This is a genomic window from Bradyrhizobium sp. sGM-13, assembly GCF_018398875.1.
Taxonomy (GTDB): Bacteria; Pseudomonadota; Alphaproteobacteria; order Rhizobiales; family Xanthobacteraceae; genus Bradyrhizobium.
In genome coordinates, this window is sequence record NZ_JAGWDK010000009.1 from 68646 (window position 1) to 93426 (window position 24781).

The following is a 24781-nucleotide window of genomic DNA, read 5'->3' on the forward strand; positions in this document are numbered from 1 at the left end:
CGGAGCTTGCCAATGAAACATTCACCTAAGCGTGAGTGCGTTTGTTGCTGGTTGAGAGTACCCTATCTCGACAGTTCGCGACACGGCCAGTTCCCACCTCTGTCTTCGCGTCTGGCCTGATCGTGATCGTTTTATGAAAACGGCGCGTGTGTGTCTTTCGATTGGCGCGCAATGCGACCGCCAGGGAGACAGCGACCATGGCCACCTATCACGGCAATGTCACATCGATGGCGCAGCGCGCAGCGGATGCCGCTGCCGCGCCAGTCATCAGAACCATCGGCCTCGCCGAACTGGGTCGCGCGTTGCGGCGCGGCTGGGAAGATTTCAAGGCAGTGCCAAGCCACGCCATCCTCCTGTGTGTGATCTATCCCATTCTCGGACTGGTGCTGGCACGCGCCGTTCTCGGCTATTCTGTCATACCGCTGTTGTTTCCGCTGGCCGCAGGCTTCGCCCTGATCGGCCCATTCGCGGCGCTCGGCCTCTACGAGATGAGCCGCCGTCGCGAACGCGGCGAACAGGCAACTGCCTGGGATGCGCTCGAGGTGCTGCGTTCGCCGTCGTTCGGCGCGATGCTCGGGTTCGGCGTGCTGCTGCTGGCACTTTTTGTGACCTGGGTGGCGACCGCGCAGGCGATCTACATCGCTGCGTTCGGCTATGAGGGCGTGACCGGCTTTTCCAATTTCGCGACGCGCGTGCTGACGACACCACAAGGCCGGTGGCTAATCGTGGTTGGCTGCGGCGTCGGCTTCCTGTTTGCCCTCGTCGCGCTCTGCATCAGCGTGGTCTCGTTCCCGCTGATGCTGGACCGTCATGCGGGCGCTGGCGATGCGATGGTGACCTCGCTGCGCGCGGTCGCGCACAACCCGGTGCCGATGGCGGCCTGGGGCTTGATCGTCGCGGTGCTGCTGGTCGCGGGAACGTTGCCGTTCTTCCTCGGCCTTGCGGTCGTCATCCCGCTGCTCGGGCACGCTACCTGGCATCTTTATCGGGAGACGATCGAGCCGGAACTCAACCCGCAGCCGCTTCCGCCCCGCGCGCACCGCGAACGCAAGCCTGCTGCCGACTTCCCGGCCAATCTGTTCCCATGGCGGCGCAGGGAATAGCGTATAGGCCTGCACGGAACCTGATCGATCAATCCGCCGGTCGAATCCGACCGGCGGTTTGATTGTTCATCTCTCACTAACGATGAATTGAGCACATTCAACGAAATGGCATTGCGGGCACCTACATAAGCCTTGTTTTGGCCGACCTTGCTTCGAACATTCGGCGTGGCGTCAACACTAATGCTGAAGACGCATCGATCGTGGAGCGAACAACACGATGATCTCTCGCCTTTTCCTGCGCGCCCTGACCTTGGGCGCGCTGTTATTGACCTCTACTGCCGCGCTCGGTGCGCCCTGCGGCACGGCCCCGTTCGAAACATGGCTGGAAGATTTCAAGAAGGAGGCGGCCTCCAAGGGAATATCGGCGTCCGCCATCCAGGCCGGCTTGACCGGCGTCACGCTCGACAAGAGCGTGCTGGCCCGCGACCAATCGCAAAAGGTCTTCAGCCAGAGTTTTGAGGAATTCTCCGGCCGTATGGTCCCGCCCCGGCTGACGCGTGGGTCCAACATGCTCAAGCAATACGGCTCCGTGCTCGGGCGCATCGAACAAGCATATGGCGTGCCCGGCGAAGTGCTGGTGGCGATCTGGGGCCTGGAAACCGATTTCGGCGTCAACATCGGAAAATTCCCGACGCTGCGCGCGCTGGCGACGCTAGCTTATGATTGCCGCCGCACCGACATGTTCAAGGCCGAGTTGATGGATGCACTACGCATCGTCGAACGCGGCGATATCGCGCCGCAGGAAATGCGCGGCGCCTGGGCCGGCGAAATCGGCCAGACCCAGTTCATGCCGTCGTCCTACATCAAGTTCGCGGTCGACTTCGACGGCAACGGCCGCCGTGACCTCCTGCGCAGCCCGCCCGACGTGCTGGCCTCGACCGCCAATTTCCTCGCCAACCACGGCTGGCAGCGCGGCAAGGACTGGGAGCCCGGCGGCGCCAATTTCGCTGCGATCAAGGAGTGGAACAAGAGCGAGGTCTACGCAAAGACCATCGGCTATTTCGCGACACAGCTTTCGCGGGCGCCTTAACACGAACTCAGAGGGCTGGCCGTGGTGAGCCTTGCAGGCCGGCCCATTCACTAAGGCTGCCACTGCGGCGGCCGCGTTGCGACTGTCTACCGTAATAATGAATTAATATTCAATTCATTCTGCAAATAGCATGCGGTTCGCGCATGAGAAGATTCCAAAAGCGTCGGCATTTGTGGCACGTTTTGTCGCCCTTGAGAGCCTTCGAGCTGGTTTCCGGCCTCTTTGGTCGCCAGTTAAGGGTTATCTGACGATTACGAGAAACCCGCAAATCTACGGCATTACTTTGCATGTTCGGCGCACGCCATCACGTGCTTCTGCCGACTAATCCGCGACTATGCCGAAACGTTAAACGGTCGTTACCATCGCTATGCGTTTTGGGATTAGCTGCATCGCAACATAAGAAGTTCTGCACTGCAAAAAACGAGTTATATTCATTTCAACGATGAAGCCGTTCTCTAAGGGCTGAATCGTAACTGCAAGGAGACTACCATGTTGCTCTCGCTCATCCGCATGATCCAGGCGTTCCGGGATTATCAGCGCAATGTCAGCGAACTGTCCCAGCTCAGCGATCGGGAACTGGCCGATATCGGCCTTGATCGTTCGGACATCCCGCGCGTTGCCGCCGGAAGCTATAACGGCTGATCATTGCTCAGCCACCTGGATGAACGGATAACGCCCGCCCCGCTGCGGGCGTTGTCGTTTGCTTCGCTTGGAAGCGCTTCGTAGGTGCGCCAGGCGCGAAAACGCGCTAACCCTGCGCGCATGATTTCCAACACTCCCCAAACTGACACCGTCCATGTGATTGGCGGCGGCCTTGCCGGCTCGGAAGCGGCCTGGCAGATCGCCAATGCAGGCGTTCGCGTGGTCCTGCACGAGATGCGCCCCTCGCGAATGACCGAGGCCCATCGCACCGAGGGCTTGGCCGAACTCGTCTGCTCCAACTCATTCCGCTCGGACGACGCCGCCAACAACGCCGTGGGCCTGCTGCACGCCGAGATGCGCCGGCTGGGCTCGCTGATCATGCGCTCCGCCGACGCCAACCAGGTGCCCGCGGGCGGGGCGCTGGCGGTCGACCGCGACGGATTTTCCGCCGCCGTCACCCGGGCCTTGCACGACCATTCCCTCATCGAGATCGACCGCGCCGAAATTGCCGGTCTACCACCGGCCGAATGGGGCAACGTGATCGTCGCCACCGGCCCCCTCACCTCGGCGCCGCTGGCGGACGCCATCCGCGAACTCACCGACGAGAGCGCGCTGGCGTTCTTCGATGCGATCGCACCGATCGTGCACAAGGATTCCATCGATATGTCGGTGGCGTGGTTTCAGTCGCGCTACGATAAGGTCGGGCCTGGCGGCACTGGCGCCGATTACATCAACTGCCCGATGACCAAGGAGCAGTATGACGCCTTCGTCGCGGCATTGCTCGCCGGCGAGAAGGTAGATTTCAAGGACTGGGAGACCAATACGCCTTATTTCGACGGCTGCCTGCCGGTCGAGGTGATGGCCGAACGCGGCCACGAGACATTGCGGCACGGGCCGATGAAGCCGGTAGGATTGACCAATCCGCACAACCCGACAATCAAACCTTATGCCATCGTGCAGCTACGACAGGACAACAAGCTCGGCACGCTCTACAACATGGTGGGTTTCCAGACCAAGCTGAACTACGGCGCGCAGCAGCGCGTGTTTCGCACCATTCCGGGGCTCGAGAACGCCGAATTCGCCCGGCTCGGCGGCCTGCATCGCAACACTTTCCTGAACTCGCCAAAGCTCCTGGATGGGCAATTGCGGCTGCGCGCGCAGCCACGGCTGCGCTTTGCCGGCCAGATGACCGGCTGCGAGGGCTATGTGGAGTCCGCCAGCATCGGCCTGATCGCAGGGCTCTACGCTGCAGCCAATGCGCGAGGACACTCGCTCGAATCGCCGCCCGCGACGACGGCGCTGGGCTCGCTGCTCGGCCATATCACCGGCGGCCACATCGAAACGTCAGAGGCGGGCACGCGCTCGTTCCAGCCGATGAACATCAATTTCGGCCTGTTTCCCCCGCTTGCCAGCGTGCCGACCAAGAAGGCCGATGGCAGCAGGCTGCGCGGCAACGAGAAGACGGTCGCCAAGAAGCAGGCGCTCAGTGCCCGTGCGCTGACCGATCTCGATCGCTGGATCGCTGATCATCTGCGCGTAGCGGCGGCCGCGTAATCCCATGGGCTTGCCGAAAGACGACGCTGCCATTTTGTCGGCGCGATGGATTGAAGGCGTGCTTTTGAAGCGCGACGTATTCTCCACCGTCGAACGCGGCCGGTTTCGCGAGGATAGCGGCGAGGTGGATGCCGTGCTGCGCCGGCTCGATCAGGTGCCGCTGTGGTCCTATCCGCTCGCCCAACATCTGTTCGTCCGCGAGCGCCGAGCCCTGGCGCTGGCTCGCGATCTCGACGTTAGCCCGAGACTGCTATGGGCTGGACGGCGGGTACTGGTGCGCGGCTTCATCGACGGCGTTGCGCTGCATCTGGCAAAGCCCCATGGCAATATCGCCTATTTCCGCTCCGCCAAGCTCGCCCTTCGCAAGCTGCACCGCGCCGGCATCTGCCACAACGATCTCGCCAAGGAGCAGAATTGGCTGGTGGGCCGCGACGGCCGCGCTTACCTCACCGATTTTCAACTCGCGGCGTGCTTCAAGTCCCGCAGCCGATTATTCCGGATCGCGGCTTACGAAGATCTGCGGCATATGCTGAAGCACAAGCGCAGCTACGCGCCTGCCGCGCTGACGCCGATGGAACGCAAGATTCTGGCGCGCAAATCCTTTGTCGCCAGCATCTGGCTCAAGACCGGCAAGAAGGTCTACCAAGCCATCACCCGCGGACTGTTCAACTTCACCGATCGCGAAGGCGGCGGCCGCCGGCTGGTCAACGACGCGCCGGTGCTGAGCGCCCTGATCAGGAAAAATCCTCAGGTGCGCGATACCGCCATCGTCGCGTTCGCCGACCGCCGCACCGGCGTCGGGCTCTATGCATTCGTCGAGGCCGACGAGGTCGCACTGGAAAGGCAGTTGCGCAGCGAGCTCGCATCAGCCAAAGGCGTCAAAGCGCCGGAGCATATCCAGGTGGTGCATGCCCTGCCCCGCGATGCCGCCGGCAAGCCGCGCACCGAGATCCTGCAGCTCGTCGCGATGAACCAGCTCGACCTGATCGAGCCGCTGATCACGAGCGATATCGACCGCGCGTTCCTGAAGGACATTCTGGAGAGTCGCAAGAATCTGCGCGATCGGTTCAATTTTGAGAGTAGCGAATTGAATTCGCAATCGAACTGATTGCTCGTGTCCCGGGCGCGATGCAGCGCACTTCGCGCTGCATCGCAGAACCGGGACCCACTTGGCGGCAATGATGGACCCCGGATCAGCAGCGCACCACGTCGCAAGCATAGCGCGTCGAAGACGCGCGTGAACGCGCTGTTGGCGCTGCGCAGCATCCAGGGAACGCCAGGAGCCCCTTACCCGCCAAACTCCCGCGAGCGCGAAGCGCGCCAAAGCGTCCACAGCGTCCGGAGTCGTGACGTTACGTGCGGCACGAACGGATCGACGTCAGCCCGTGACATATGATCCAGATCGCGGCGGACCATCGCCAGCGGCAGGAATACCGGCCGCACTTGAGGCGGCACATGCGTGAGCAACTCGAAGGCCGTACGGAGATGTTTTTGCCCCTCTCCGATCAACTGATCAATCGCGGCGCGCGCCTGTGGCGTCTGCTTGCCCGAAAAGACCTGCTCTATCCCGCTGCCATGTTGCTGCAGCAGTTGCAGCGGCACGAACAATTGCCGCCGCACAGCATCGAGCGGCAGCGCTGCGATCACCTGCGCCATGCCCTGGGCGAGACCCGCATGGCGGGAGAGATGGTCGATCGCCACCGACGGCTGTGCTGCAGTCCGCGCAGCCAACGAGAACAGCGCCGAGGCGGTGTCGGTGACATAGCCTTCCAGCGCCGCCATCGACGGCATTGGATCGTTGTAGAGGTCGAACTGGTGCTCCTCGATCAGCCGCGACAGCGGCTCGACCGGCAGGCGGAATTCGCCGATGGTCTGCAGGAGTTCGGCTGCAACCGGATTGCCTTCGACGCCGCCATGGCCGGCGCCTACCAGCATATCGGTCCACCATTGCAGCCGGATTTCGCCCGGCAACGGCTGGCTGACCTGCTCGCGCACGCGCAAAATCTCGACGTTGAAGGCATAGATCGACAGCAGTGCGCGGCGCTGGACCTGAGGCAGGAACAGTGTCGAGGCATAGCGGACAAAGTCGTGCGTGCGCACCAGATCGGCGCAGAACGCAGCGGATTCTTTCGACGTCGCCGTGGCGCTCATGGCACCGCGATCAGCGCCGCAGCGACGCGCCGCCGCTCGCCCAGCATGATGTTGTAGGTGCGGATCGCCGGCCCCGTCTGCATCGGGTCCAGCACCACCCTGACCGCACGCAGCGCCTCGCGCAGCCCGCTCGGCGGCAGCCAGATTTCTGTGCCGGTGCCGACGACCAGCGTATCGATGGAATTGGCCGCCTTGAACACGCGGTCCAGCGAATATTGATCGATCTCGGCGGGCCTGGTCACCGGCCAGGCCCAGATGCCGTCCGGCAGGCACAGCAGCGAGCCGCGATGCGACATGTCGGCGAAAGCGAAGCCGCCCTTGCCATAGGCCTCGATCGGTGCCGGCCTCGGAAGGTGCGGAGCGTCCGAGGATGTTGCCATGACTATTTCTTTGCCGGCGTATCCGGCTTCTTCACAGGCGTATCCGGCGCCTCGCGGTGCTCACCAACGCCCAGATAGATCAGGATCGGCGCGGCGATGAAAATCGAGGTGTAGGTGCCAACCAGCAGCGCCCCGAACACCATGACGGCCGTAAAGCTGTGGATCGCGTGACCGCCGAACAACAACAGCGCCAGCAACGCCAGCGTTACCGTGACGTGGGTGATGATCGAGCGCGACAGTGTCGAATTGATGGATTCGTTCAGCAGTTGCGGCATCGGCATTTTCTTGTAACGCCGCAACATTTCCCGGATGCGATCGTAGATCACGACCGTATCGTTTAGGGAGTAACCGAGAATCGTCAATAACGCGGCAATACTCGTGAGGTCGAAGTCGACCTGGGAGATCGACATGAAGCCGATCGTCAGCACGATATCGTGGACGTTGGCGATCATGGCGCCGAGCGCGAACTGCCATTCGAACCGGAACCAGAGATAGATCAGGATTGAGAAAATCGCGAGCATCATGCCGAGCATGCCGTAAGCCAGCAATTCGCCGGAAACGCGCGGTCCCACCACTTCGACGCGGCGATACTCAACGGAATCGCCGAGCGCGCCGCGGACTTTCTGCACCGCAGCCTGCTGCGCGGCGTCGCCGCCGGGTTGCTCGGCTACCCGAATCAGCACGTCGGCCGGACCGCCGAATTGCTGCAACTGAATGTCGCCTAGGCCAAGATTGCTCAGCGACGCGCGCATCGTGCCGATATCGGCGGAACCGGACTTGGACTGCACTTCAAGCAGCGTGCCGCCCTTGAAGTCGATGCCGAAATTCAGCCCGTGGGTGAAAAACAGCACGATCGCGAGGATCGAAAGAGCCGCAGAGATTGGGAAGCTGATGCGACGAAAGCGCGTGAAATCGAAATGCGTGACGTCAGGGACGATGCGCAGCGGCGGCAACAGATCGAACACGGCGACCACGGTCAGCACGACGATCAGAACGCCCAGCGCAATGAGAATAGATTGAGTCACAGTGGGGTCCCTAGATCGGCACGGTCTTCGGCCGCTTCCAGCGCACCCAGCCAGCGACGATCAGGCTGGTGAGCGTAAACGCTGTGAAGACCGTGGTGATGATACCGATGCCGAGCGTGACGGCGAAGCCACGAACCGGGCCGGTGCCGATGTAGAACAGCACCGCTGCGGCAATGAAGGTGGTGATATTGGAGTCCAAGATAGTCGCCAGCGCCCGCCTGAAGCCGGCGTCGATCGCCGAGATCGCATTGCGTCCGCCGCGCAGCTCCTCGCGGATGCGCTCATAGATCAGCACGTTGGAATCGACCGCGATGCCGACCGTCAGCACGACGCCGGCGATACCGGGCAGCGTCAGCGTGGCGTTGAGTAGCGACAGGATGCCGAAGATCATCGCGACGTTGATGGCGACCGCTATGTTGGCGAACACACCGAATAGGCGGTAGGTCAGCAGCATGAATGCGACGACCATGATCGAGCCGACATAGGCTGCGAGCTTGCCCTTCTCGATTGAGTCCTGCCCGAGGCCGGGACCGACGGTGCGCTCCTCGATCACGGTCAGCGGCGCCGGCAGTGCGCCGGCACGCATTAGCAGCGCGAGTTCGTTGGCCGCCTGCACCGTGAAGCTGCCGGAAATCTGCCCTTGGCCGCCGGTGATCGGTTCACGGATCACGGGTGCGGATATCACCTTGTTGTCGAGGACGATGGCAAAGGGCTGCCCGACATTTTCCGACGTCGCCTGCGCGAATTTGCGCGAGCCCGAACTGTTGAACTTGAAGTTCACGATCGGCTCGTTGGTGCGCTGGTCGAAGCCCGGCTGCGCGTCGGTCAGGTCGCCGCCCGACACCAGCACCTGCCGTTTGATGACGTAGGGAACCTTGGGCGATTGCTCGCTCATCAAGACTTCCGAATCCGCCGGAACCCCCCGCCCCGACTGAACCTGATCCGGCGATACCGACGGATCGACCATGCGGAATTCCATCTTGGCGGTCTGACCAAGGATGCGCTTCAGGTCGGTTGGATCCTGCAATCCCGGTACCTGGACCAGGATACGATCGGTGCCTTGCCGCTGGATCAAGGGCTCGACCGTGCCCAGTTCGTTGATACGGCGCTCGACGATCTGGATCGACTGTTCAATCGTTTGCCGGATGCGCTCGGTGATGGCGGCTTGCGGCACGGTGAGACGGAACAGGCCGCCGCCGGCATCGGAGACTTCGAGGCTGCGCTGCCCTGAGGAGCCGAGCAGGCCGCCAAGCGGCTGCGACAGCTCGCGCAGCTTGGTGAGGGCCGCCTGCTGGTCACTCTCCTTGACACGGACCTCGACGGCGTCGGCGCGCACGGCCAAGCCTGTATACCCGATCTTGGCGTCGCGCAGCACGCGACGGACTTCGTCGCGCACCTGATCGAGCTTTTCCTTCTTCACGTAGTTGGAATCGACTTCGAGCAGCAGGTACGAGCCGCCCTGCAGATCGAGGCCGAGCACGATGTGGCGCTGCGCCCACACCGGCCAGGTCTTCACCCGCTCCTGGGAAAAAAAGTTCGGAACCGCGAACAGGCAGACGATCAGCGCGGTCAGAATGATCGCCAGCGCCTTCCACCGCGAGAAATACAACATCGAGTAGACCCGTCAGGAAAATGCGCCGCGACAAGCGGCGCGGAAAACTCAGCTCGCGGACGTCTCGTCCTTGGCTTCACTCTTTTCCTTGGCCGGCTCGCCCTTGGCGCGAACACCCGAAATCATCTGCCGCATCTGCCGCACGCGGACGCCGTCCGAAATCTCGAACTCGATCTGGTCGTCGTCCACCACCTTGGTCACCTTGCCGACCAGGCCGCCCGAGGTGACGACGGTATCGCCGCGGCGGATGTTTTTGACCAGTTCCTGGTGATCCTTGATCTTCTTTTGCTGCGGTCGCAGAATCAGGAAGTACATGATCACGAAGATCAGTGCGAACGGCAGCAGCGACATCAACATGCTGTTGGCATCGCCACCGGCTGCAGCCTGGGCGTACGCAGGGGTAATCAGCATTCGAACAATCCTCGTGAGACGGAAAAGAACCGGCCATGCCTGGGCACAGCATCCTGGGCATGTCGCCGGTCCGGGTAAATTTGCGCGGACTATAGCGGCGGCGGGCCCAATTGCAACGTTGGCCGCCCCCTCATTTAGGCCGCTTGCGAGAGCTTCCAAGGCCCGTTAAGGCTGCCCCGTCAGGAACTCGGGAAATGTCGAAAAAAGTCAAGAAAACTGCGGCTCAAACAGCGCCCCGCGCCGCCCCCAAGGCCGCCTCGCGAAGACCAGCGAAAACCGCGACAAAAGGTCCGGCAAACCGGCTTAACGGCGCCACCGCCGAGCGGATCGCCAGCGCGCTGGAAGCGATCGCCGGCCATCTCTCTGCGGCCTCGCCGGCGGCGGGAGGCACCGAGGCGTTCGGCTCGGCCGATGCCTTTGTCTGGCATCCCGAGGGGCGCCTTTCGCCGGTGCCGCGCGTCAGCCGCGTCGACCTCGGCCTGCTCAAGGGCATCGACCGGATGCGCGACATCCTGATCCAAAATACCGAGCGCTTTGCCGATGGCCTGCCCGCCAACAATGCGCTGCTGTGGGGCGCACGCGGCATGGGCAAGTCGTCGCTGGTGAAGGCGACACATGCCAGTATCAACGTCGATCGCAAGCCGGCTGACCGGCTCAAGCTGATCGAGATTCACCGCGAGGATATCGAGAGCCTGCCCGGCCTGATGGACCTCCTACGCAGCTCCGATTTCCGCTTCATCGTGTTTTGCGACGATCTCTCCTTCGACGGCAACGACGCCTCCTACAAATCGCTGAAGGCGGTGCTGGAGGGCGGCATCGAGGGACGCCCCGACAATGTCATCCTCTACGCCACCTCGAACCGGCGGCACCTCTTGGCGCGCGAGATGATCGAGAACGAACGCTCGACCGCGATCAATCCGGGCGAAGCCGTCGAGGAGAAGGTGTCACTATCGGATCGTTTTGGCCTGTGGCTCGGCTTTCACCGCTGCAGCCAGGATGAGTACCTCGCCATGGTGCGCGGCTATTGCGGCCATTTCGGCATCAAGATTGCCGACGAAGAGCTGGAGCGCGAGGCGCTGGAATGGTCGACCACGCGCGGCTCCCGCTCGGGGCGCGTCGCCTGGCAGTTCACGCAGGAATTGGCCGGAAGGCTTGGCGTGAGGCTGGCCGGGAAGTCATGAAGGACTGCGTTCCCCGGGCGCTGCGCAGCGCATAGCGGTGCGCTGCAGAATCGGCGTCCAAACTTCACGGCACGCTCTGCGATGGGTCCCGGCTCTGCGGCGCAGCGTCCCGCTGCACCGCGTCCGGGACACGAAGCCTCACGCCCCGTTCAGGAATTGAAGCGGGTCAACCGGTGAAGATCCCTTGCGGATTTCGAAGTGGAGCTGCGGCGACCCCACCTCGCCCGATTGACCCGATTTGGCAATGATCTGGCCGCGCTTGATCGTATCGCCGCGCTTCACCAGCAGTTCACTCGCATGGGCATATGCGGTGACGTAACCGTTGGAGTGCCGCACCAGAACCAGGTTGCCGTAGCCCTTGAGCTCGTTGCCGGAATAGGCGACCACGCCATCTTCCGCGGCTTTCACCGGCGTTCCCTCCGGCACCGCCAGGTTGATGCCGTCATTCGACTTGCCGTTGGTCTTGGCGCCATAGCTCGTGATCACCTTGCCGCGCACCGGCCAGCGGAAGGTCGGCAGCGCGCCGGTGGCTTCGCTGGGCTTGATCGAGGCTTGCTCGACGACGGGCTTCTCCTCGGTGACGCTGGTGGTCGCCTGGGCCAACCGCGCACTCTGCGGCGGACCACCGGCCGAGGCTACCTTGGTGGCCGGTGCCGCAACCGCTGCGGCCGGCTGGGCCGGAGCTGCAGCAACGGGCTGCGCCACTGGTGCTGCGGCGGCGGATTTCGAACGGGGCACGGTCAGCTTCATGCCGAGGCTGAGCTTGGTGGACTGATCGAGATTGTTGGCCCTGGCGAGTTCGCTGACCGAAACCTGATTCCGCCGGGCGATGCTCATCAGCGTATCGCCGCGATTGACGACATGGACGCTCGGCGCTGCCGCCGCGGCAACCGGCTTGCTGGCCGCAGGCGCGAGGGCCGGCGCGGGCGCTGCCGTCGCCGTCTGGCGCGGAATGATCAGTTGCTGGCCGGGCGACAGCACGCGCGGGCCCTTATAGCCATTGGCCTGCAGGATCGCAGCGGCTGAAACGTTGTAGCGCTTGGCCAGAATGTCGAGCGTGTCGCTCGTGCCGACGATGATCGTAGTGCCGCCCGGCGCGGATGGTCGCGCTGCAGCCACCGAACGCGGCGGCACCGTGGCGGTGGTCTCGATGGGCGAACGGGACGGCGGCGCATAGGACGAAATCCCGCGCCCTCCTCCCGACACCCCGCCCGAGTTGGCGGGATAGGCCTGCGGCGCAGTGACCGCGGGCGGCGGCAGGTCCTGGGACTGATATTGCGGGGTCGAGGCCTGCGGCCGGGCATATTGCGGCGGCTCGCGGCGTTCGACAGCGGGAGCGCGCACCGAACCTGTCGCTTCGGGCTGAGAAGCAAAGGGATTGGAGAACGAGCTATCGGAAAAGCGCGTCTGCATATCGGCGCTGCAGCCGGCAAAGCCGACCGACATCAGCGCCAGCACCGCGGCCTGCGGCACCCGACGCGAGCGAAGCAACTCGGCTACACGGGACATGGTTACTCACTCGTACGCAACAAAATACTGTTTTGAGTAAACACGTACCGAGTAAATAACCGCTTAACCCTTGGAATAAGATGTTGGCGGGAACCGCCAATCCGGGATTCTACAGTTCGCGCGCAATTCCCGGCAGGGCCGGGACGAAGCGGACATCGACCAATTCCTTGCGCTCAAAACCGCTGTCCGTTCGGGTCACCCTGACCAGCGTCTGGCTGCCATGATGGGGCCCGACCGGCGCGATCAGGATGCCACCCGGCAGCAGCCGCTCCAGCAGCTTTTCGGGGATTTGCTCCATCGCAGCCGTCACGATGATGCGGTCGAAGTCGCCGGCGCCAGGCGGAATCTGGAAACCGTCGCCCAACATCACTTCGATATTGAAATAGCCCAGCGCTTCGAGCCGGTCGCGCGCGGTGTCCGCCAGCGTCCGGTAGCGCTCGATGGTCAGGACATGCGCGCATAGCCGCGACAGCACCGCGGCCTGGTAGCCGGAGCCGGTCCCGATCTCGAGTACCTTATGGTGCTTTTGCAGTTGTAGCTGCTCGGTCATGTAGGCGACCACGAAGGGCTGGCTGATGGTCTGCCCGCAGGCGATGCCGAGCGCACTGTCACGATAGGCATAGCTGCGATCGCCGGCCGCCACGAAATTCTCGCGGGGCACCTCTTCCATGGTCCGCAGCACCGCCTGATCGCTGATCCCCCGCCGCCGCAGAGTGAGCTGAAACATCATCTTTTCGAGCGGTTCTTGGGACATCGCGGTCTCGTGGCGGGAGTCTGCCGCCGATCCAATGCTTCGGCCTCGCCGAGTTGTAATATAGCGTCCGCGCACTTAAGGAACGATTTCCTTAAAGATTGTTGTTCCTCGTCCGGAACTGGGACCGCGTCCCGACGTTAGGGGCCGGGGAAAATCCCTCGCAGACAGTCTTTACACAGCGCCTACCCGCCCATACCGACATTGCACCCGGGTCCGTTTTTTGCGAACCTCGACACTCGGAAGGGCAAGGAATCCATCATGGTAGCGACACGGCCGGCGGGCTGTTCAGTTTTCCTCGTTGAAGACGAGGTCATGATCCGCATGATGGTCGCTGACATGCTGGAAGAGTTGGGCCACAGCGTAGCCGCCGAGGCCGGCGAAATCGGTGAGGCGGTCAAGCTGGTGCAATCCACCGAGTTCGATCTCGCCATTCTCGACGTCAACGTCAACGGCAAGGTGATCACACCGGTGGCCGAACTGATCACAGCGCGCAACCGTCCGTTCATCTTTGCGACCGGCTACGGCTCCTCCGGCCTGCCGCAGGAATATCGCGACCGCCCCGCGCTGCAGAAGCCATTTCAACTGGAAACGCTGGCCCAGGTGATCGCCTCTACATTGAAGAGCGCGCCGGTTTAGGGCACTACGTGTGGCCCGAATGGAGCGAAGCGCAATCCGGCTGCTTCGTCGCCGTGCTCCGCGTCACTTCAGCGTCGCCGTCAACTCTTCCGAGAACGCTTCATCGGTACGATCCAGCCGCAGCGGCGTGACCGAGACGTAGCGCGCCGCGAGTGCCGCCAGATCGGTGCCATCGGCCGGTGTATCCATCGCCGCGGCGCGTTCGAAACCGATCCAGTAATACGGATTGCCGCGCCCGTCGTGGCGCTTATCGATTTTCAGGAAGCCGAGATTGCGCTTACCCTGCCGCGTCACCCGCACGCCCTTGACCTGATCGGGCGTGCAAGCGGGAAAGTTGACGTTGATCACGGTATTTTTCGGCACCCCGGCATCGATCACCTTACGCAGGATGCCGGGGCCGAATTTCAGTGCAGTATCCCACAGCGGCGCGTGACGGGTCTCGATGGAAAATTCCTGGCTCAGCGCAAACGACGGGATGCCAAGGATCGTGCCCTCGAGCGCGCCCGCGATCGTGCCGGAATAGACGACGTCCTCGGCGACGTTGCGGCCCTTGTTGACGCCGGACAGCACGAGATCGGGCATCTTCTCGCCGAGGATGTGGCGCGATCCCATGATCACGCAATCCGTCGGCGTGCCCCGCACCGCGAAATGGCGCGGACCGATTTCGCGTAAGCGCAAGGGATCGTTCAGCGACAGTGAATGCGAGACACCGGATTGATCAAGCTCCGGCGCCACGATCCAGACATCGTCGGACAGCGCGCGGGCGATCTCCTCGACGATCTTGAGACCCGGCGCATGGATGCCATCGTCGTTGGTGCAGAGAATTCGCATCCGTCAAAATGCCTTCAGGTTCAGGTCGAGGTAGGCTTTCGCCTTTGGCTGTCGTCTTATCCGGCTATCGCGGCTGAGGCAAACCGGCCTATTTCCTCATGTTTTCTTGATCCAGACACGCCAGGGGCGGGCAAATCTGGCGCCGCCATCGATTTTCATCTGCAGGTCTGGCGATGCCTGTTGCGCCGATTCGACGGGCAGAGACGGCGGGCTCGCGTCCACTGGCTTGGGCGAAGATGCCGCGACGGGCTCGATCGCCGGAAGCGCCGCGGCTACCGGTGCCGATCCCGTCTCCGGCTGCGTGTGCCGCGTCCGCGCAACCGCCAGCCCCTTGTCGAAATCGGCGGCGTTGAGCCACTCCTTGGCATGCATGCGCGCGATCAGATCGTCGTCCCACAGGCGGGCCACTTCGATATCGAAGGCGCCCATCAGCCGTTGGTCGATCAATTGCATCCCGTGGCCGGTGACAGCCCATTGCCTCCCGATCCATAGGATGTCGCGATGCAATGCCATTTTGCCTTGCGCTATTTGTCCCGCTCGATGGTCTTGAGCCCGCCCATATAGGGCTGCAGCGCCGCGGGCACCGCGATGGAGCCGTCTTCCTGCTGATAGGTTTCCATCACTGCAATCAGCGCGCGGCCGACCGCCGTGCCGGAGCCGTTCAGCGTGTGCACGAAACGCGGCTTGCCGTCGGGGCCGCGCGAACGCGCATCCATGCGCCGCGCCTGGAAATCGCCGCAGATCGAGCAGCTCGAGATTTCGCGATAAGCGCCGCCCTCGCCCTGTCCCGGCATCCAGACCTCGATGTCGTAGGTCTTCTGCGCGGAAAAGCCCATGTCGCCGGAGCACAGCGTCATCACGCGGTAATGCAGGTCGAGCCGGCGCAGCACTTCCTCGGCGCAGGACAGCATGCGCTCGTGCTCGTCCCGGCTGGTCTCCGGCGTCGCGATCGAAACCAGTTCGACTTTTGTAAATTGATGCTGCCGGATCATGCCGCGGGTATCGCGCCCGGCGGCGCCCGCTTCGGCGCGGAAGCACGGCGTCAGCGCGGTCAAGCGCATCGGCAGTTCTTTTTCGTCGACGATGGATTCGCGGACGAGATTCGTGAGTGAGACTTCGGCGGTGGGAATGAGACCCAGACGTTCAGTTTTCAATCGCTCATCCGGCGCTGCTAGCAGCTCCCCCTTGATGGCCCAGAACTGGTCGTCCTCAAATTTCGGCAACTGGCCAGTGCCGAACATCACGTCGTTGCGCACCAACAACGGTGGATTGACCTCGGTGTAGCCGTGCTCGTTGGTATGGAGATCGAGCATGAACTGCCCGATCGCACGCTCCAGCCGCGCCAGGCCCTTCTTCAGCACCACGAAGCGCGCGCCTGAGAGTTTCGCCGCCGCCTCGAAATCCATGTAGCCGAGCGCGCCGCCGAGATCGTCATGCGGCTTCGGCGTGAAGGTGTAATTGCGGATTTTTCCGAAGACATGGCGCTGCACATTGCCATGCTCGTCTGCGCCTTCGGGGACGTCGTCGAGCGGCAGGTTCGGAATGGCAGCGAGTCCTTTCGCCAGTTCCTCGTCCGCCGCCTTCGCCGCAAGCTCGAGCTCCGGCATCGTGGTCTTGAGCTCGGCGACTTCGGCCATCAGCTTGTTGGCGCGCGCGTCATCCTTGGCCTTCTTCGCCTCGCCGATTTCCTTCGAAGCCGCATTGCGCCGCGCCTGCGCCTGTTCGGACGCCAGGATGGCCGCACGACGCTTCTCGTCGATCGCCAGCAGCGAAGCCGACAACGGCGCCAGTCCGCGGCGCTTCAGTCCGGCGTCGAACGCCTGGGGATTGTCGCGGATCGATTTGATGTCGTGCATTGGCGTGCGGTCCTGAACTCGTCTCAACACGCACGTTGATTGTTTGCGGTGCGCGCCCCCAAGTACCACACCCGTCATCACCCGCGAAAGCGGGTGATCCAGTATTCCAGAGCAGTTCGAGATAAATTGGCCACGCCGCGGCGTACTGGATTCCCCGCTTTCGCGGGGAATGACAGCCGATTGCGGAGTACGATAGAGCCCTACTCGGCCGGATTAGCCTCTGGCGGCGGGCTTGCGGGCGGCGTCCCCGTGGACGCCCGCGCCGCGGCGGCCTTCTTTTCCACCATGCGGACGGCGACGATCGCGCCCTCGTAGAGCGCCATCAGCGGGATCGCGAGCGAGGCCTGGCTGATGACGTCGGGCGGCGTCAGCACGGCGGCAATCACGAAGGCGATCACGATGAAATAGCGCCGCTTCTCGCGCAGCATCTGGGATGTCACGATGCCGATCCGGCCCAGCAGCGTCAGGATCACCGGCAACTGGAACGCGACGCCGAAGGCGAAGATCAGCGACATCATCAGCGACAGATATTCGCCGACCTTGGGCAGCAACTGAATCTGTGCACTCTCGTCGCCGCCCATCTGCTGCATGCCGAGCGAGAACCGCACCAGCATCGGCAGCACCACGAAATAGACCAGGAGCGACCCGAGCACGAAGAAGAATGGAGTTGCGATCAGGTACGGCAGAAACGCGCCACGCTCGTGCTTGTAGAGGCCGGGCGCCACGAATTTATAAATCTGCGTCGCCACGATCGGGAACGAGATGAAGGCGGCACCGAACAGCGCGAGCTTCAATTGCGTAAGGAAATATTCCAAGAGCGCGGTATAGATGAATTTCGAATTCTCGGCGCCCGCCACCCAGACGAAGGGCCAGACCAGCACGTTGTAGATCTGCTTGGCGAAGAAGAAGCAGAAGATGAACGCAATGCCAAAGCCGAGCAGCGCCTTGATCAGCCGCGAGCGCAGCTCGATCAAATGGTCCATCAACGGCGCCTTGCTGGCCTCGATGTCTTCGATTGTCATGACGCTTTGGCGTCCTTGAGAATGTCGGGCGCCGTCGGCGCGATATCCTGCGGCGCGGCCTGAACTTCACGCGTGATCGCCAGCGGCTCGGAGGCCGCCACATGCGCCTCGGCCTCGACGAAGGTTTCCGGTGTGGGCAGCGCTGGGGTAGTCGGCGTGACAGGCTCGCCGGTCGCGGAGGCAACTTGCGCATCCACCGGCTTGTCGGCAGGCTTGTCGATATCCCCAATCTGCAGGGCGTCGTTGACGTCTTTTTGCAGCGAGGTCATGACGTTGGCCGGCGAAAGGCCCGTAGCCACGTCCTTGACCTCGTCAAAGCTCTTCTTGAGGTCGGCCATTTCGGCCTCGCGCATGGCTTCCTGGAACTGGCCCTGGAATTCGGCGGCCATTTTGCGCGCCTTGCCCATCCATTGCCCGACCATGCGCAGCACACCGGGAAGCTCTTTCGGGCCGATGGCGATCAGCGCGACGACCGCGATGACGACCAGTTCACTCCACCCGATGTCGAACATGAATTCTTCCGCTCACGCGAGACGTCCGCGCCCCAATCCCTTTAGCAAAGATTTGGAGCCGCCCGCGTCTTTTCTCAACCGGCGTTTTTCCCGGGTGCCTGGTTCAAGATGTCTGGTTGGTTCAGACAGCCTTGCTGCCGACATCCGTCCGCGCTGTCGGCGCCGGCGTCGCATTGTGATCGATGGTCTTCACCGGTTCGGCGGGCTTTTCAGGCGCCTTCTCGTCGTCCTGCATGCCCTTCTTGAAGGCCTTGATACCATTTGCGACATCGCCCATCAGATCAGAAATCTTGCCGCGGCCGAACAACAGCAGGACCACTGCGATCACGACGATCCAGTGCCAAATGCTAAGCGAACCCATCCTGCAACCCTCCAAAAGAGACGGCCGGCTTCCGGCCAAGCTTTGGCGGAAGGTAGGCTCCCAGGGTATCAAAAACAAGGACCCCTGCCGCGGCAAATCGCTGTCGCGGCTACGTATTATGGCTATTATACCCCGCCTCAGCCAATAAATCGGCGAGCCATTGGAACTAGCTTTCGCTGCCGCCTTCAGGCTCGGCGGCCGGAGCCAGCAGCAGTTCCAGGTTGTCGCCAGCGTCCAGCGGATCCTCGTCCTCGCGTAGCGCCACGTCATCCGACGGCGTCGGGACGCTGAAGCCGGAAGGCAGCCGCGAATCCAGGAGCCCCGTCCCCTTCAGCTCTTCCAGGCCTGGCAGGTCGCTCAGCGCCTCCAGGCTGAACTGCGAAAGGAACGCTTCCGTCGTGCCGAACGTCAGCGGCCGCCCCGGCGTCTTGCGGCGGCCGCGGGGGCGAATCCAGCCGGTTTCGAGCAGCACATCCAGCGTTCCCTTTGACGTGATCACGCCGCGGATCTCCTCGATCTCGGCGCGCGTCACGGGCTGGTGATAGGCGATGATCGCGAGTACCTCGATCGCCGCCCGCGACAGCCGCCGCGTCTCTGTGCTTTCGCGCGTCATCAGCCACGACAGGTCGCCCGCGGTGCGGAACGTCCATTTGTTGGCGACGCGCACCAGATTGACGCCGCGCGGCGCATACTCCGCCTGCAACTGCGCCAGCGCTGCCTTGACGTCGACGCCGTCCGGCATGCGCTTGGCCAAGGTTGCCTGGTCGATCGGCTCCGAAGAGGCAAACAGCAACGCTTCGAGCAGCCGCAATTCCTCCGGCCGCGCGGCCTGATCGGTATGTTGGTCGATGGGATGATCCTCGGCATCTTCCATGCGTTTTTCCGCCAGGCTTGCCATGGCTAGGTCTCCTTCCACTTACTCGACCGTCATATCCGGCGCAGGCATTGCGGCCTGCGGCGGACGCTTACGAAAATACAGCGGCGCGAACGCCTCTTTCTGGTTCAATTCCATCTCGCCTTCGCGCACAAGTTCGAGCGCCGCGGCAAAGCTCGACGCGAACACCGTTGCCCGCTGCGAGGGATCGACCACGTAGCTGAGCAGGTAATCGTCGAGACAGCTCCACTCCTCGGATTCGGCCATGCCAACCAGCCGCTCCAGCGAGGCGCGCGCTTCGGCCAGCGACCACACCGTGCGCTTGGCCAAATGCACCGTCGCCAGCACGCGCTGCTGGCGCTGCGTGGCATAGGCGGTGAGCAGGTCGAACAGCGTCGCGGTGAATTTGGGATGCTTGATTTCGGCGATCGTTTCCGGATTGCCGCGCGGGAAGATATCGCGCTGGAACTGTGGCCGGTTCATCAACCGGTTGGCGGCTTCGCGGATGGCTTCGAGCCGGCGCAGCCGATTGGCCAGCGCGGTCGCCATTTCCTCGGCGCTTGGCCCATCGGGCGTGGCCGGTTCGGGCAGCAACAGCCGCGATTTCAGGAACGCAAGCCAGGCGGCCATCACAAGGTAATCGGCGGCGAGTTCGAGGCGGATCTTTCGCGCCGCCTCGATGAAGGTCAGATACTGGTCTGCCAGCGCCAGGATCGAAATCTTGGCGAGATCGACCTTCTGCTGCCGCGCCAGCGTGAGCAGCAGGTCGAGCGGGCCCTCATAGCCCTCGACGTCAACGACCAGCGCCGGCTCGCCCTCGGTGATTTCGGCGGGCCGTCCGGTTTCAAACGATAGAATCTCAGCCGTCATGCCGTTCCTACCCGATCCATCAACGCTTCAAGTTCAACCCGCGCCGCCTGCCGGTCGAACGGCTCAGGCTGCTTTCGCGAGGCCAGTGCCCGTGTGGCGCGGCTCAAGGCCTCGCCCGTCAGTTCCGGCGTCTCGCGCGCCACATCGCTCATCTCATCGAGCTTGCCGTTGCAATGCAGGACCATGTCGCAGCCGGCGCTGACGATGGCGCGGGTCCGATCCGAGATCGATCCCGCCAACGCATTCATCGACACGTCATCACTCATCAACAAACCCTGGAACCCAATTACGCCGCGAATCACCTGCCGGATGATTGTCGCAGAAGTCGTCGCCGGTTGGATGGGGTCTAACGCGCTAAACACAACATGCGCGGTCATGGCCATCGGCAGGTCCGCCAGCGGTTGAAAGGCGGCGAAATCGGTCCGTTCCAGCTCTTCCCGCGCTGTATCAACGGTCGGGAGCCGGAAATGGCTATCCGCATTTGCCCGGCCATGGCCGGGAATGTGCTTCAGCACAGGTAGCACGCCGCCCTGCTCCAATCCCTCGGCGACCGCTCGGGCGATCGCTGCGACCTTGCCCGGCTCGGTTCCATAAGCCCGGTTGCCGATCACGGCGTCCGCGCCAGCCACCGGCACGTCCGCCAGCGGCAGGCAGTCGACGGTGATGCCGATGTCGATCAGATCGGCCGCGATCAGGCGCGAGCTCAAGCGCGCGGCTTGCAGGCCCAGCGCCGGGTCGATGTCGTAGAGCGCACCGAAGGTGGCGCCGGGCGGATAGACCGGCCAATGCGGCGGCCCGAGCCGGGCCACCCGCCCGCCTTCCTGGTCGATCAGGACCGGCGCGTCGGCCTCGCCTACAAGACCCCGGAATTCATCAACAAGCGCAGATACTTGATCCGGCGTCTCGACATTGCGTTTGAACAGTATGAGACCCCATGGCCGTTCGCCACGGATGAATTCGCGCTCCGCGGCGCTCAGCTCCAGTCCCGATACGCCCGTGATGAATGCGCGGCTTGTCATGGGGGCCGATTAGGCCCCTCATAACCCCGCGGTCAAGGAAACCGCCGTTAATTCCTTTGGACGAAGCACTGCCCGCCGGCAGATTTTAGGCTGCTGCAGACCTGCGCCGCCTCTTCGGAAGAGCCGAACGGGCCGGCGAACGCGCGGTAATAAACGCCCTTTTCGCCGAGATCGACGCGCTTCACGAGTGACGAGTGCTGCCCCAGCACGCTCGGGAACTTGCTCTGCAGGGCCCGGTAGGAGGCCTGCGCGTCGGCCTCGTTCTTCTGCGAGGAGACCTGGACCAGATAGCCACTGCCAGTCGGAGCAGCCGGCTGGGCCGGATTGGTCGCGGCCATTCGGGTTGGCGGGGTGGGATCGGCCTGCGGCGCGAGCGACACCGGCGTATTGGCGCTGGCATTGGCCGAAGCCGGATTACGCGCTGGCGGTATTACGGGAGCCGCAGCCGCTGGGGCAGCCGCGCTTCGCGTCGTCGGTGCCGGCCTCGGCGGCGGCGCGCTGGCCCCTGCCGGAATGCCGCCATTGTCGGCGGGGTCGCCCTTGACGGCGAGCGTCCTGATCCTGCGCGGCTCGTTGTTCGGCATCGTACCGTTCACGCCGGTCTGCGGCGGCGGGCCGGACGGCGAAACGCTCGCGACCGGCGGCGGATTGCTATTCGGATTCAGCGGCGGAAACACCACGCGCGGCGCGCCGGACCTTGCATTGACGTCGACCGGCGTCTCTTCGCGCGACACCAGCTTTTCGCCGCCATCGCCCGGCAGCATGCGGTCAGGGGCCTTGGCGGTGCCCATGTCGGACGGTGCCGGCATTACCTTGGTCGGGCTGTTGTCGGCCCTGATGATCGGCGGCTCGCCCGAGCGGGGCGAACCGATGTAAGTGCGATAGGCAAAGGCAGCGCCCGTCCCGACCACAGCCAACGCCAGCACCGCAGCGACCGTCATCAGGCCGCTCGAGCGCTTCTTCGGAGCGGGCTCCTCCTCCTCGTATTCGCCCTGGTACGCATAGGGATCGTCCGGATAGGCCGGATCGCGGTGATAGTCCTGCTCGCCATTTTCGAGCCGTCCATACAGCGCTTCGTCATAGCGCGACGGGTCCTGCTGCGGCTCGTCGGCATCTTGCTGCGGAGCCTCGTAATAGTCCTGCGAGTCCTGCGCGGGCGCCTGATGCTGGGCCGCGTAGCGGTGCAAGGGGTGCACCGGCGCCGGCTGGTAGTCCGGCTCGTCATCCTGAGCCTGATCCTGCGGCAAAGGCGATGGAAGTGGTGGCGGCGGGGTTTCCTGGCGCGTTTCCTGGCGTGCACGCTGCATCCATGCCGGCGGGGCCGGAGGCGCATCGAGATCTTCCGGTGGATCATACCGCTGTGGACGCGCATTCGCCCGCGACTGCAGCGGATGCGGTGTCGGTTTGGCGGCAGCCCCGTACGGGTCGTTCTGCCCGATCAGCCTTGCGAGCTCGGCAAGCGGATCGCTCTCGCCGCGATCTTGGTCGGCGGAGGGAAAATGTCGGTCCTGATATCGATCAGCCATCGTGATGATGCATCCCCTACGGGACAGCGCCAACCCGCCATGTCAAACAAACCATGACGAGCGTGGCCCCTGCCAGATACCCCCACGAACCCCCATCCGTGAAGGGCCTTCGCCCCTGCCTACCGCATCTCGGTCGGAGCGTGGACGCCGAGAACGGCTAAGCCCGATGCCAGAACCGAGACGACGCCCTGGACCATAGCCAGTCGCGCCCTCGTGATTTCTGCATCATTAGTTATAATGAAGCGTAAATAGGGCAAATCCCGCCCCTTCGTCCATAACGCGTGAAATTCACTGGCTAAATCATACAGATAAAAAGCGATTCGGTGTGGTTCGTGTGCGACCGCCGCCGCCTCGACTATCCGGGGATAGAGTGCCAGCCGCTTCAAAAGGTCCAGTTCGGCCGGATCCGTCAGCCGCTCCACCGGGGAATCCTCCAAATAGGCCGTCCGGGCCGCGTCATCCTCGGGGAGGTCAGGAACTACCTCGCGGGCATTCTTGAAAATTGAGTGGCCGCGGGCGTGCCCGTATTGAACGTAGAAGACCGGATTGTCCTTCGATTGCTCGAGCACCTTGGCGAGGTCGAAATCGAGCACGGCGTCGTTCTTGCGGAACAGCATCATGAACCGCACCGCATCGGACCCGACCTCGTCGACCACTTCGCGCAGCGTGACGAAATCGCCGGAGCGTTTCGACATCCGCACCGGCTCGCCGGCACGCAGCAGGCGAACGAGTTGCACCACCTTGACGTCGAGCGCCGCCTTGCCGCCGCTGACGCCCTTCACCGCCGCCTGCATGCGCTTGATGTAGCCGCCATGGTCGGCACCGAACACGTCGATCATGTCGAGGAAGCCGCGATCGACCTTGTTCTTGTGGTAGGCGATGTCGGAAGCGAAGTAGGTGTAAGAGCCATCCGACTTGATCAACGGACGATCGACGTCGTCGCCGTAGGCGGTGGCGCGGAACAGCGTCTGGATCCGGTCCTCGTAATCCTCGACTGGCTTGCCCTTCGGCGGCGGCAGGCGGCCTTCGTAGATGTCACCCTTCGCGCGCAGGAAATCGATCGTCTCGGTGACCTTGTTGTTGCCGGTCTCGATCAGCGACCGCTCCGAGAAGAACACCTCGTGCTTGATATTGAGCGCCGCGAGATCGCCCTTGATCATGTCCATCATCATGGCGATCGCCTTGGCGCGCACGATCGGCAGCCAGGCGGCTTCAGCCATCGCCTTCAGCTTGTCTCCGTGCTCGGCAGCAAGAGCCTGCCCGACCGGCACGAGATAGTCGCCGGGGTAAAGCCCTTCCGGGATCTCGCCGATGGCTTCGCCGAGCGCTTCCACATAGCGCAGGTAGGCCGAGCGCGCGAGCACGTCGACCTGCGCGCCGGCGTCATTGATGTAATATTCGCGGGTGACGTCGTAGCCGGCAAAATCCAGCAGGCCGCACAGCGCGTCGCCGAACACCGCGCCGCGGCAATGGCCGACATGCATCGGCCCGGTCGGGTTGGCGGAGACATATTCGACATTGACCTTATCGCCGCGGCCGATCGCGCTCTTGCCGTAGGACACGCCTTCGCGCAGCACGGTGCGCAATTCGTCGGCCCAGACTTGCGGCTTCAAGGTGAGATTGATGAAGCCGGGCCCGGCGACCTCGACGGCGGCAACCAGATCGTCGGCGCGCAATTTTTCTGCGATCTTGTCGGCGAGTTCGCGCGGTTTTGCCTTGGCGTCCTTGGCCAGCACCATCGCGGCGTTGGTCGCCATGTCGCCATGGCTCGCATCGCGCGGCGGTTCGACCACGACGCGGGAGAAATCGATGCCGGCGGGCCATTGGCCCTCGGCTGCGAGCGCGGCGCAGACCGCCTGCACGCGCACCAGCGCGTCGGCGAACAGATGTTGTGTGGCTGGCTTATCGGACATGGCCGCCGC

At 63.4% G+C, this 24781-nt stretch carries 25 protein-coding genes; 7 read left to right on the forward strand and 18 right to left on the reverse strand.

Translation table 11 applies throughout. From position 1 onward, the window contains the following. Nucleotides 1-197: 197 nt before the first annotated feature. From KJQ96_RS15425 to KJQ96_RS15445, 5 genes are all read left to right on the forward strand, one after another. Nucleotides 198-1103, forward strand: coding sequence for a DUF2189 domain-containing protein (locus tag KJQ96_RS15425; RefSeq protein ID WP_213287461.1), 906 nt, complete (start codon nt 198-200; stop codon nt 1101-1103). A 217-nt stretch (nt 1104-1320) separates the two neighbouring features. Then, nucleotides 1321-2133 carry a lytic transglycosylase domain-containing protein gene (locus tag KJQ96_RS15430; protein ID WP_213287462.1) on the forward strand — a complete coding sequence of 271 codons (813 nt, stop codon included), beginning with the start codon at nt 1321-1323 and terminating at the stop codon, nt 2131-2133. Nucleotides 2134-2622: 489 nt separating this feature from the next. Next, nucleotides 2623-2775, forward strand: coding sequence for a DUF1127 domain-containing protein (locus KJQ96_RS15435; protein WP_074832357.1), 153 nt, complete (start codon nt 2623-2625; stop codon nt 2773-2775). Between the two features lie 120 nt (nt 2776-2895). Beyond that, nucleotides 2896-4329, forward strand: a complete 1434-nt coding sequence (gene trmFO, locus KJQ96_RS15440) for a methylenetetrahydrofolate--tRNA-(uracil(54)-C(5))-methyltransferase (FADH(2)-oxidizing) TrmFO (protein ID WP_213287463.1) — start codon at nt 2896-2898, stop codon at nt 4327-4329. A gap of 4 nt (nt 4330-4333) precedes the next feature. Continuing rightward, the gene (locus tag KJQ96_RS15445) at nt 4334-5437 is read left to right on the forward strand and encodes a serine/threonine protein kinase (RefSeq protein WP_213287464.1); all 1104 of its coding nucleotides are present in this window, start codon (nt 4334-4336) and stop codon (nt 5435-5437) included. A 179-nt stretch (nt 5438-5616) separates the two neighbouring features. Here KJQ96_RS15445 and KJQ96_RS15450 read toward each other — a convergent pair whose 3' ends face one another. Genes KJQ96_RS15450 through yajC form a run of 5 tightly spaced genes read right to left on the reverse strand, consistent with a single transcriptional unit; the run spans nt 5617 to nt 9908 of the window. Then, nucleotides 5617-6480 carry a phytoene/squalene synthase family protein gene (locus KJQ96_RS15450; protein WP_213287465.1) on the reverse strand — a complete coding sequence of 288 codons (864 nt, stop codon included), beginning with the start codon at nt 6478-6480 and terminating at the stop codon, nt 5617-5619. Then, a complete protein-coding gene (locus KJQ96_RS15455; RefSeq protein WP_213287466.1) occupies nt 6477-6860 on the reverse strand; it encodes an Mth938-like domain-containing protein in 384 nt (127 codons plus the stop codon). Before KJQ96_RS15455 ends, KJQ96_RS15450 begins: the two co-directional genes overlap by 4 nt. Nucleotides 6861-6862: 2 nt before the next feature. Beyond that, nucleotides 6863-7885, reverse strand: a complete 1023-nt coding sequence (gene secF / locus KJQ96_RS15460; RefSeq protein WP_213287467.1) for a protein translocase subunit SecF — start codon at nt 7883-7885, stop codon at nt 6863-6865. A 10-nt stretch (nt 7886-7895) separates the two neighbouring features. Further along, on the reverse strand, nt 7896-9497 hold the full coding sequence (secD, locus tag KJQ96_RS15465) for a protein translocase subunit SecD (protein WP_213287468.1): 1602 nt from the start codon (nt 9495-9497) through the stop codon (nt 7896-7898). A gap of 48 nt (nt 9498-9545) precedes the next feature. Then, on the reverse strand, nt 9546-9908 hold the full coding sequence (gene yajC / locus KJQ96_RS15470) for a preprotein translocase subunit YajC (RefSeq protein ID WP_028345926.1): 363 nt from the start codon (nt 9906-9908) through the stop codon (nt 9546-9548). A 194-nt stretch (nt 9909-10102) separates the two neighbouring features. Between yajC and KJQ96_RS15475 the strand changes: the two genes are divergently transcribed. Continuing rightward, entirely contained in the window at nt 10103-11089 is a 987-nt protein-coding gene (locus KJQ96_RS15475) for an ATP-binding protein (protein ID WP_213287469.1), read from the forward strand. A 138-nt stretch (nt 11090-11227) separates the two neighbouring features. On the opposite strand, the gene KJQ96_RS15480 is transcribed toward KJQ96_RS15475, so the two are convergent. Both KJQ96_RS15480 and KJQ96_RS15485 read right to left on the reverse strand, forming a co-directional pair. Then, nucleotides 11228-12598 (reverse strand): LysM peptidoglycan-binding domain-containing M23 family metallopeptidase, encoded by a 1371-nt coding sequence (locus tag KJQ96_RS15480; RefSeq protein WP_213287470.1) that lies wholly within the window; start codon nt 12596-12598, stop codon nt 11228-11230. Between the two features lie 109 nt (nt 12599-12707). Then, nucleotides 12708-13352: a protein-L-isoaspartate(D-aspartate) O-methyltransferase gene (locus tag KJQ96_RS15485; RefSeq protein WP_213287471.1), complete on the reverse strand. Its 645-nt coding sequence runs from the start codon at nt 13350-13352 to the stop codon at nt 12708-12710. Between the two features lie 258 nt (nt 13353-13610). On the opposite strand from KJQ96_RS15485, the gene KJQ96_RS15490 reads away from it, so the two are divergent. Further along, entirely contained in the window at nt 13611-13988 is a 378-nt protein-coding gene (locus KJQ96_RS15490) for a response regulator (RefSeq protein WP_082637436.1), read from the forward strand. Nucleotides 13989-14051: 63 nt separating this feature from the next. Here KJQ96_RS15490 and surE read toward each other — a convergent pair whose 3' ends face one another. From surE to argS, 11 genes are all read right to left on the reverse strand, one after another. Further along, on the reverse strand, nt 14052-14819 hold the full coding sequence (surE, locus tag KJQ96_RS15495; protein ID WP_213287472.1) for a 5'/3'-nucleotidase SurE: 768 nt from the start codon (nt 14817-14819) through the stop codon (nt 14052-14054). A gap of 96 nt (nt 14820-14915) precedes the next feature. Next, nucleotides 14916-15332 carry a hypothetical protein gene (locus KJQ96_RS15500; protein ID WP_213287473.1) on the reverse strand — a complete coding sequence of 139 codons (417 nt, stop codon included), beginning with the start codon at nt 15330-15332 and terminating at the stop codon, nt 14916-14918. An 11-nt stretch (nt 15333-15343) separates the two neighbouring features. Continuing rightward, on the reverse strand, nt 15344-16675 hold the full coding sequence (gene serS / locus KJQ96_RS15505) for a serine--tRNA ligase (protein ID WP_213287474.1): 1332 nt from the start codon (nt 16673-16675) through the stop codon (nt 15344-15346). A 200-nt stretch (nt 16676-16875) separates the two neighbouring features. Next, a complete protein-coding gene (gene tatC, locus KJQ96_RS15510; protein WP_213287475.1) occupies nt 16876-17697 on the reverse strand; it encodes a twin-arginine translocase subunit TatC in 822 nt (273 codons plus the stop codon). Beyond that, nucleotides 17694-18209 carry a Sec-independent protein translocase protein TatB gene (gene tatB, locus KJQ96_RS15515; RefSeq protein WP_213287476.1) on the reverse strand — a complete coding sequence of 172 codons (516 nt, stop codon included), beginning with the start codon at nt 18207-18209 and terminating at the stop codon, nt 17694-17696. Before tatB ends, tatC begins: the two co-directional genes overlap by 4 nt. A gap of 121 nt (nt 18210-18330) precedes the next feature. Beyond that, the gene (locus KJQ96_RS15520) at nt 18331-18570 is read right to left on the reverse strand and encodes a twin-arginine translocase TatA/TatE family subunit (RefSeq protein ID WP_028345916.1); all 240 of its coding nucleotides are present in this window, start codon (nt 18568-18570) and stop codon (nt 18331-18333) included. A gap of 166 nt (nt 18571-18736) precedes the next feature. Next, on the reverse strand, nt 18737-19468 hold the full coding sequence (gene scpB / locus KJQ96_RS15525) for an SMC-Scp complex subunit ScpB (RefSeq protein WP_213287477.1): 732 nt from the start codon (nt 19466-19468) through the stop codon (nt 18737-18739). A gap of 18 nt (nt 19469-19486) precedes the next feature. Beyond that, complete coding sequence (locus KJQ96_RS15530; protein WP_213287478.1) at nt 19487-20314, reverse strand: ScpA family protein; 828 nt, start codon at nt 20312-20314, stop codon at nt 19487-19489. Then, entirely contained in the window at nt 20311-21333 is a 1023-nt protein-coding gene (gene nagZ, locus KJQ96_RS15535) for a beta-N-acetylhexosaminidase (protein ID WP_213287479.1), read from the reverse strand. Before nagZ ends, KJQ96_RS15530 begins: the two co-directional genes overlap by 4 nt. Nucleotides 21334-21380: 47 nt before the next feature. Next, on the reverse strand, nt 21381-22859 hold the full coding sequence (locus tag KJQ96_RS15540; protein WP_213287480.1) for an SPOR domain-containing protein: 1479 nt from the start codon (nt 22857-22859) through the stop codon (nt 21381-21383). Between the two features lie 119 nt (nt 22860-22978). Beyond that, nucleotides 22979-24772 (reverse strand): arginine--tRNA ligase, encoded by a 1794-nt coding sequence (argS, locus tag KJQ96_RS15545; protein WP_213287481.1) that lies wholly within the window; start codon nt 24770-24772, stop codon nt 22979-22981. Between the last annotated feature and the right edge of the window lie 9 nt (nt 24773-24781).

Bases quoted from the DNA above. Each gene is read 5' to 3' on its own strand.
- KJQ96_RS15425 (WP_213287461.1), top strand. From the start codon at position 198: ATGGCCACCTATCACGGCAATGTCACATCGATGGCGCAGCGCGCAGCG.
- KJQ96_RS15430 (WP_213287462.1), top strand. From the start codon at position 1,321: ATGATCTCTCGCCTTTTCCTGCGCGCCCTGACCTTGGGCGCGCTGTTA.
- KJQ96_RS15435 (WP_074832357.1), top strand. From the start codon at position 2,623: ATGTTGCTCTCGCTCATCCGCATGATCCAGGCGTTCCGGGATTATCAG.
- trmFO (WP_213287463.1), top strand. From the start codon at position 2,896: ATGATTTCCAACACTCCCCAAACTGACACCGTCCATGTGATTGGCGGC.
- KJQ96_RS15445 (WP_213287464.1), top strand. From the start codon at position 4,334: ATGGGCTTGCCGAAAGACGACGCTGCCATTTTGTCGGCGCGATGGATT.
- KJQ96_RS15450 (WP_213287465.1), bottom strand. From the start codon at position 6,480: ATGAGCGCCACGGCGACGTCGAAAGAATCCGCTGCGTTCTGCGCCGAT.
- KJQ96_RS15455 (WP_213287466.1), bottom strand. From the start codon at position 6,860: ATGGCAACATCCTCGGACGCTCCGCACCTTCCGAGGCCGGCACCGATC.
- secD (WP_213287468.1), bottom strand. From the start codon at position 9,497: ATGTTGTATTTCTCGCGGTGGAAGGCGCTGGCGATCATTCTGACCGCG.
- yajC (WP_028345926.1), bottom strand. From the start codon at position 9,908: ATGCTGATTACCCCTGCGTACGCCCAGGCTGCAGCCGGTGGCGATGCC.
- KJQ96_RS15475 (WP_213287469.1), top strand. From the start codon at position 10,103: ATGTCGAAAAAAGTCAAGAAAACTGCGGCTCAAACAGCGCCCCGCGCC.
- KJQ96_RS15480 (WP_213287470.1), bottom strand. From the start codon at position 12,598: ATGTCCCGTGTAGCCGAGTTGCTTCGCTCGCGTCGGGTGCCGCAGGCC.
- KJQ96_RS15485 (WP_213287471.1), bottom strand. From the start codon at position 13,352: ATGTCCCAAGAACCGCTCGAAAAGATGATGTTTCAGCTCACTCTGCGG.
- KJQ96_RS15490 (WP_082637436.1), top strand. From the start codon at position 13,611: ATGGTAGCGACACGGCCGGCGGGCTGTTCAGTTTTCCTCGTTGAAGAC.
- surE (WP_213287472.1), bottom strand. From the start codon at position 14,819: ATGCGAATTCTCTGCACCAACGACGATGGCATCCATGCGCCGGGTCTC.
- KJQ96_RS15500 (WP_213287473.1), bottom strand. From the start codon at position 15,332: ATGGCATTGCATCGCGACATCCTATGGATCGGGAGGCAATGGGCTGTC.
- serS (WP_213287474.1), bottom strand. From the start codon at position 16,675: ATGCACGACATCAAATCGATCCGCGACAATCCCCAGGCGTTCGACGCC.
- tatC (WP_213287475.1), bottom strand. From the start codon at position 17,697: ATGACAATCGAAGACATCGAGGCCAGCAAGGCGCCGTTGATGGACCAT.
- tatB (WP_213287476.1), bottom strand. From the start codon at position 18,209: ATGTTCGACATCGGGTGGAGTGAACTGGTCGTCATCGCGGTCGTCGCG.
- KJQ96_RS15520 (WP_028345916.1), bottom strand. From the start codon at position 18,570: ATGGGTTCGCTTAGCATTTGGCACTGGATCGTCGTGATCGCAGTGGTC.
- scpB (WP_213287477.1), bottom strand. From the start codon at position 19,468: ATGGCAAGCCTGGCGGAAAAACGCATGGAAGATGCCGAGGATCATCCC.
- KJQ96_RS15530 (WP_213287478.1), bottom strand. From the start codon at position 20,314: ATGACGGCTGAGATTCTATCGTTTGAAACCGGACGGCCCGCCGAAATC.
- nagZ (WP_213287479.1), bottom strand. From the start codon at position 21,333: ATGACAAGCCGCGCATTCATCACGGGCGTATCGGGACTGGAGCTGAGC.
- KJQ96_RS15540 (WP_213287480.1), bottom strand. From the start codon at position 22,859: ATGGCTGATCGATATCAGGACCGACATTTTCCCTCCGCCGACCAAGAT.
- argS (WP_213287481.1), bottom strand. From the start codon at position 24,772: ATGTCCGATAAGCCAGCCACACAACATCTGTTCGCCGACGCGCTGGTG.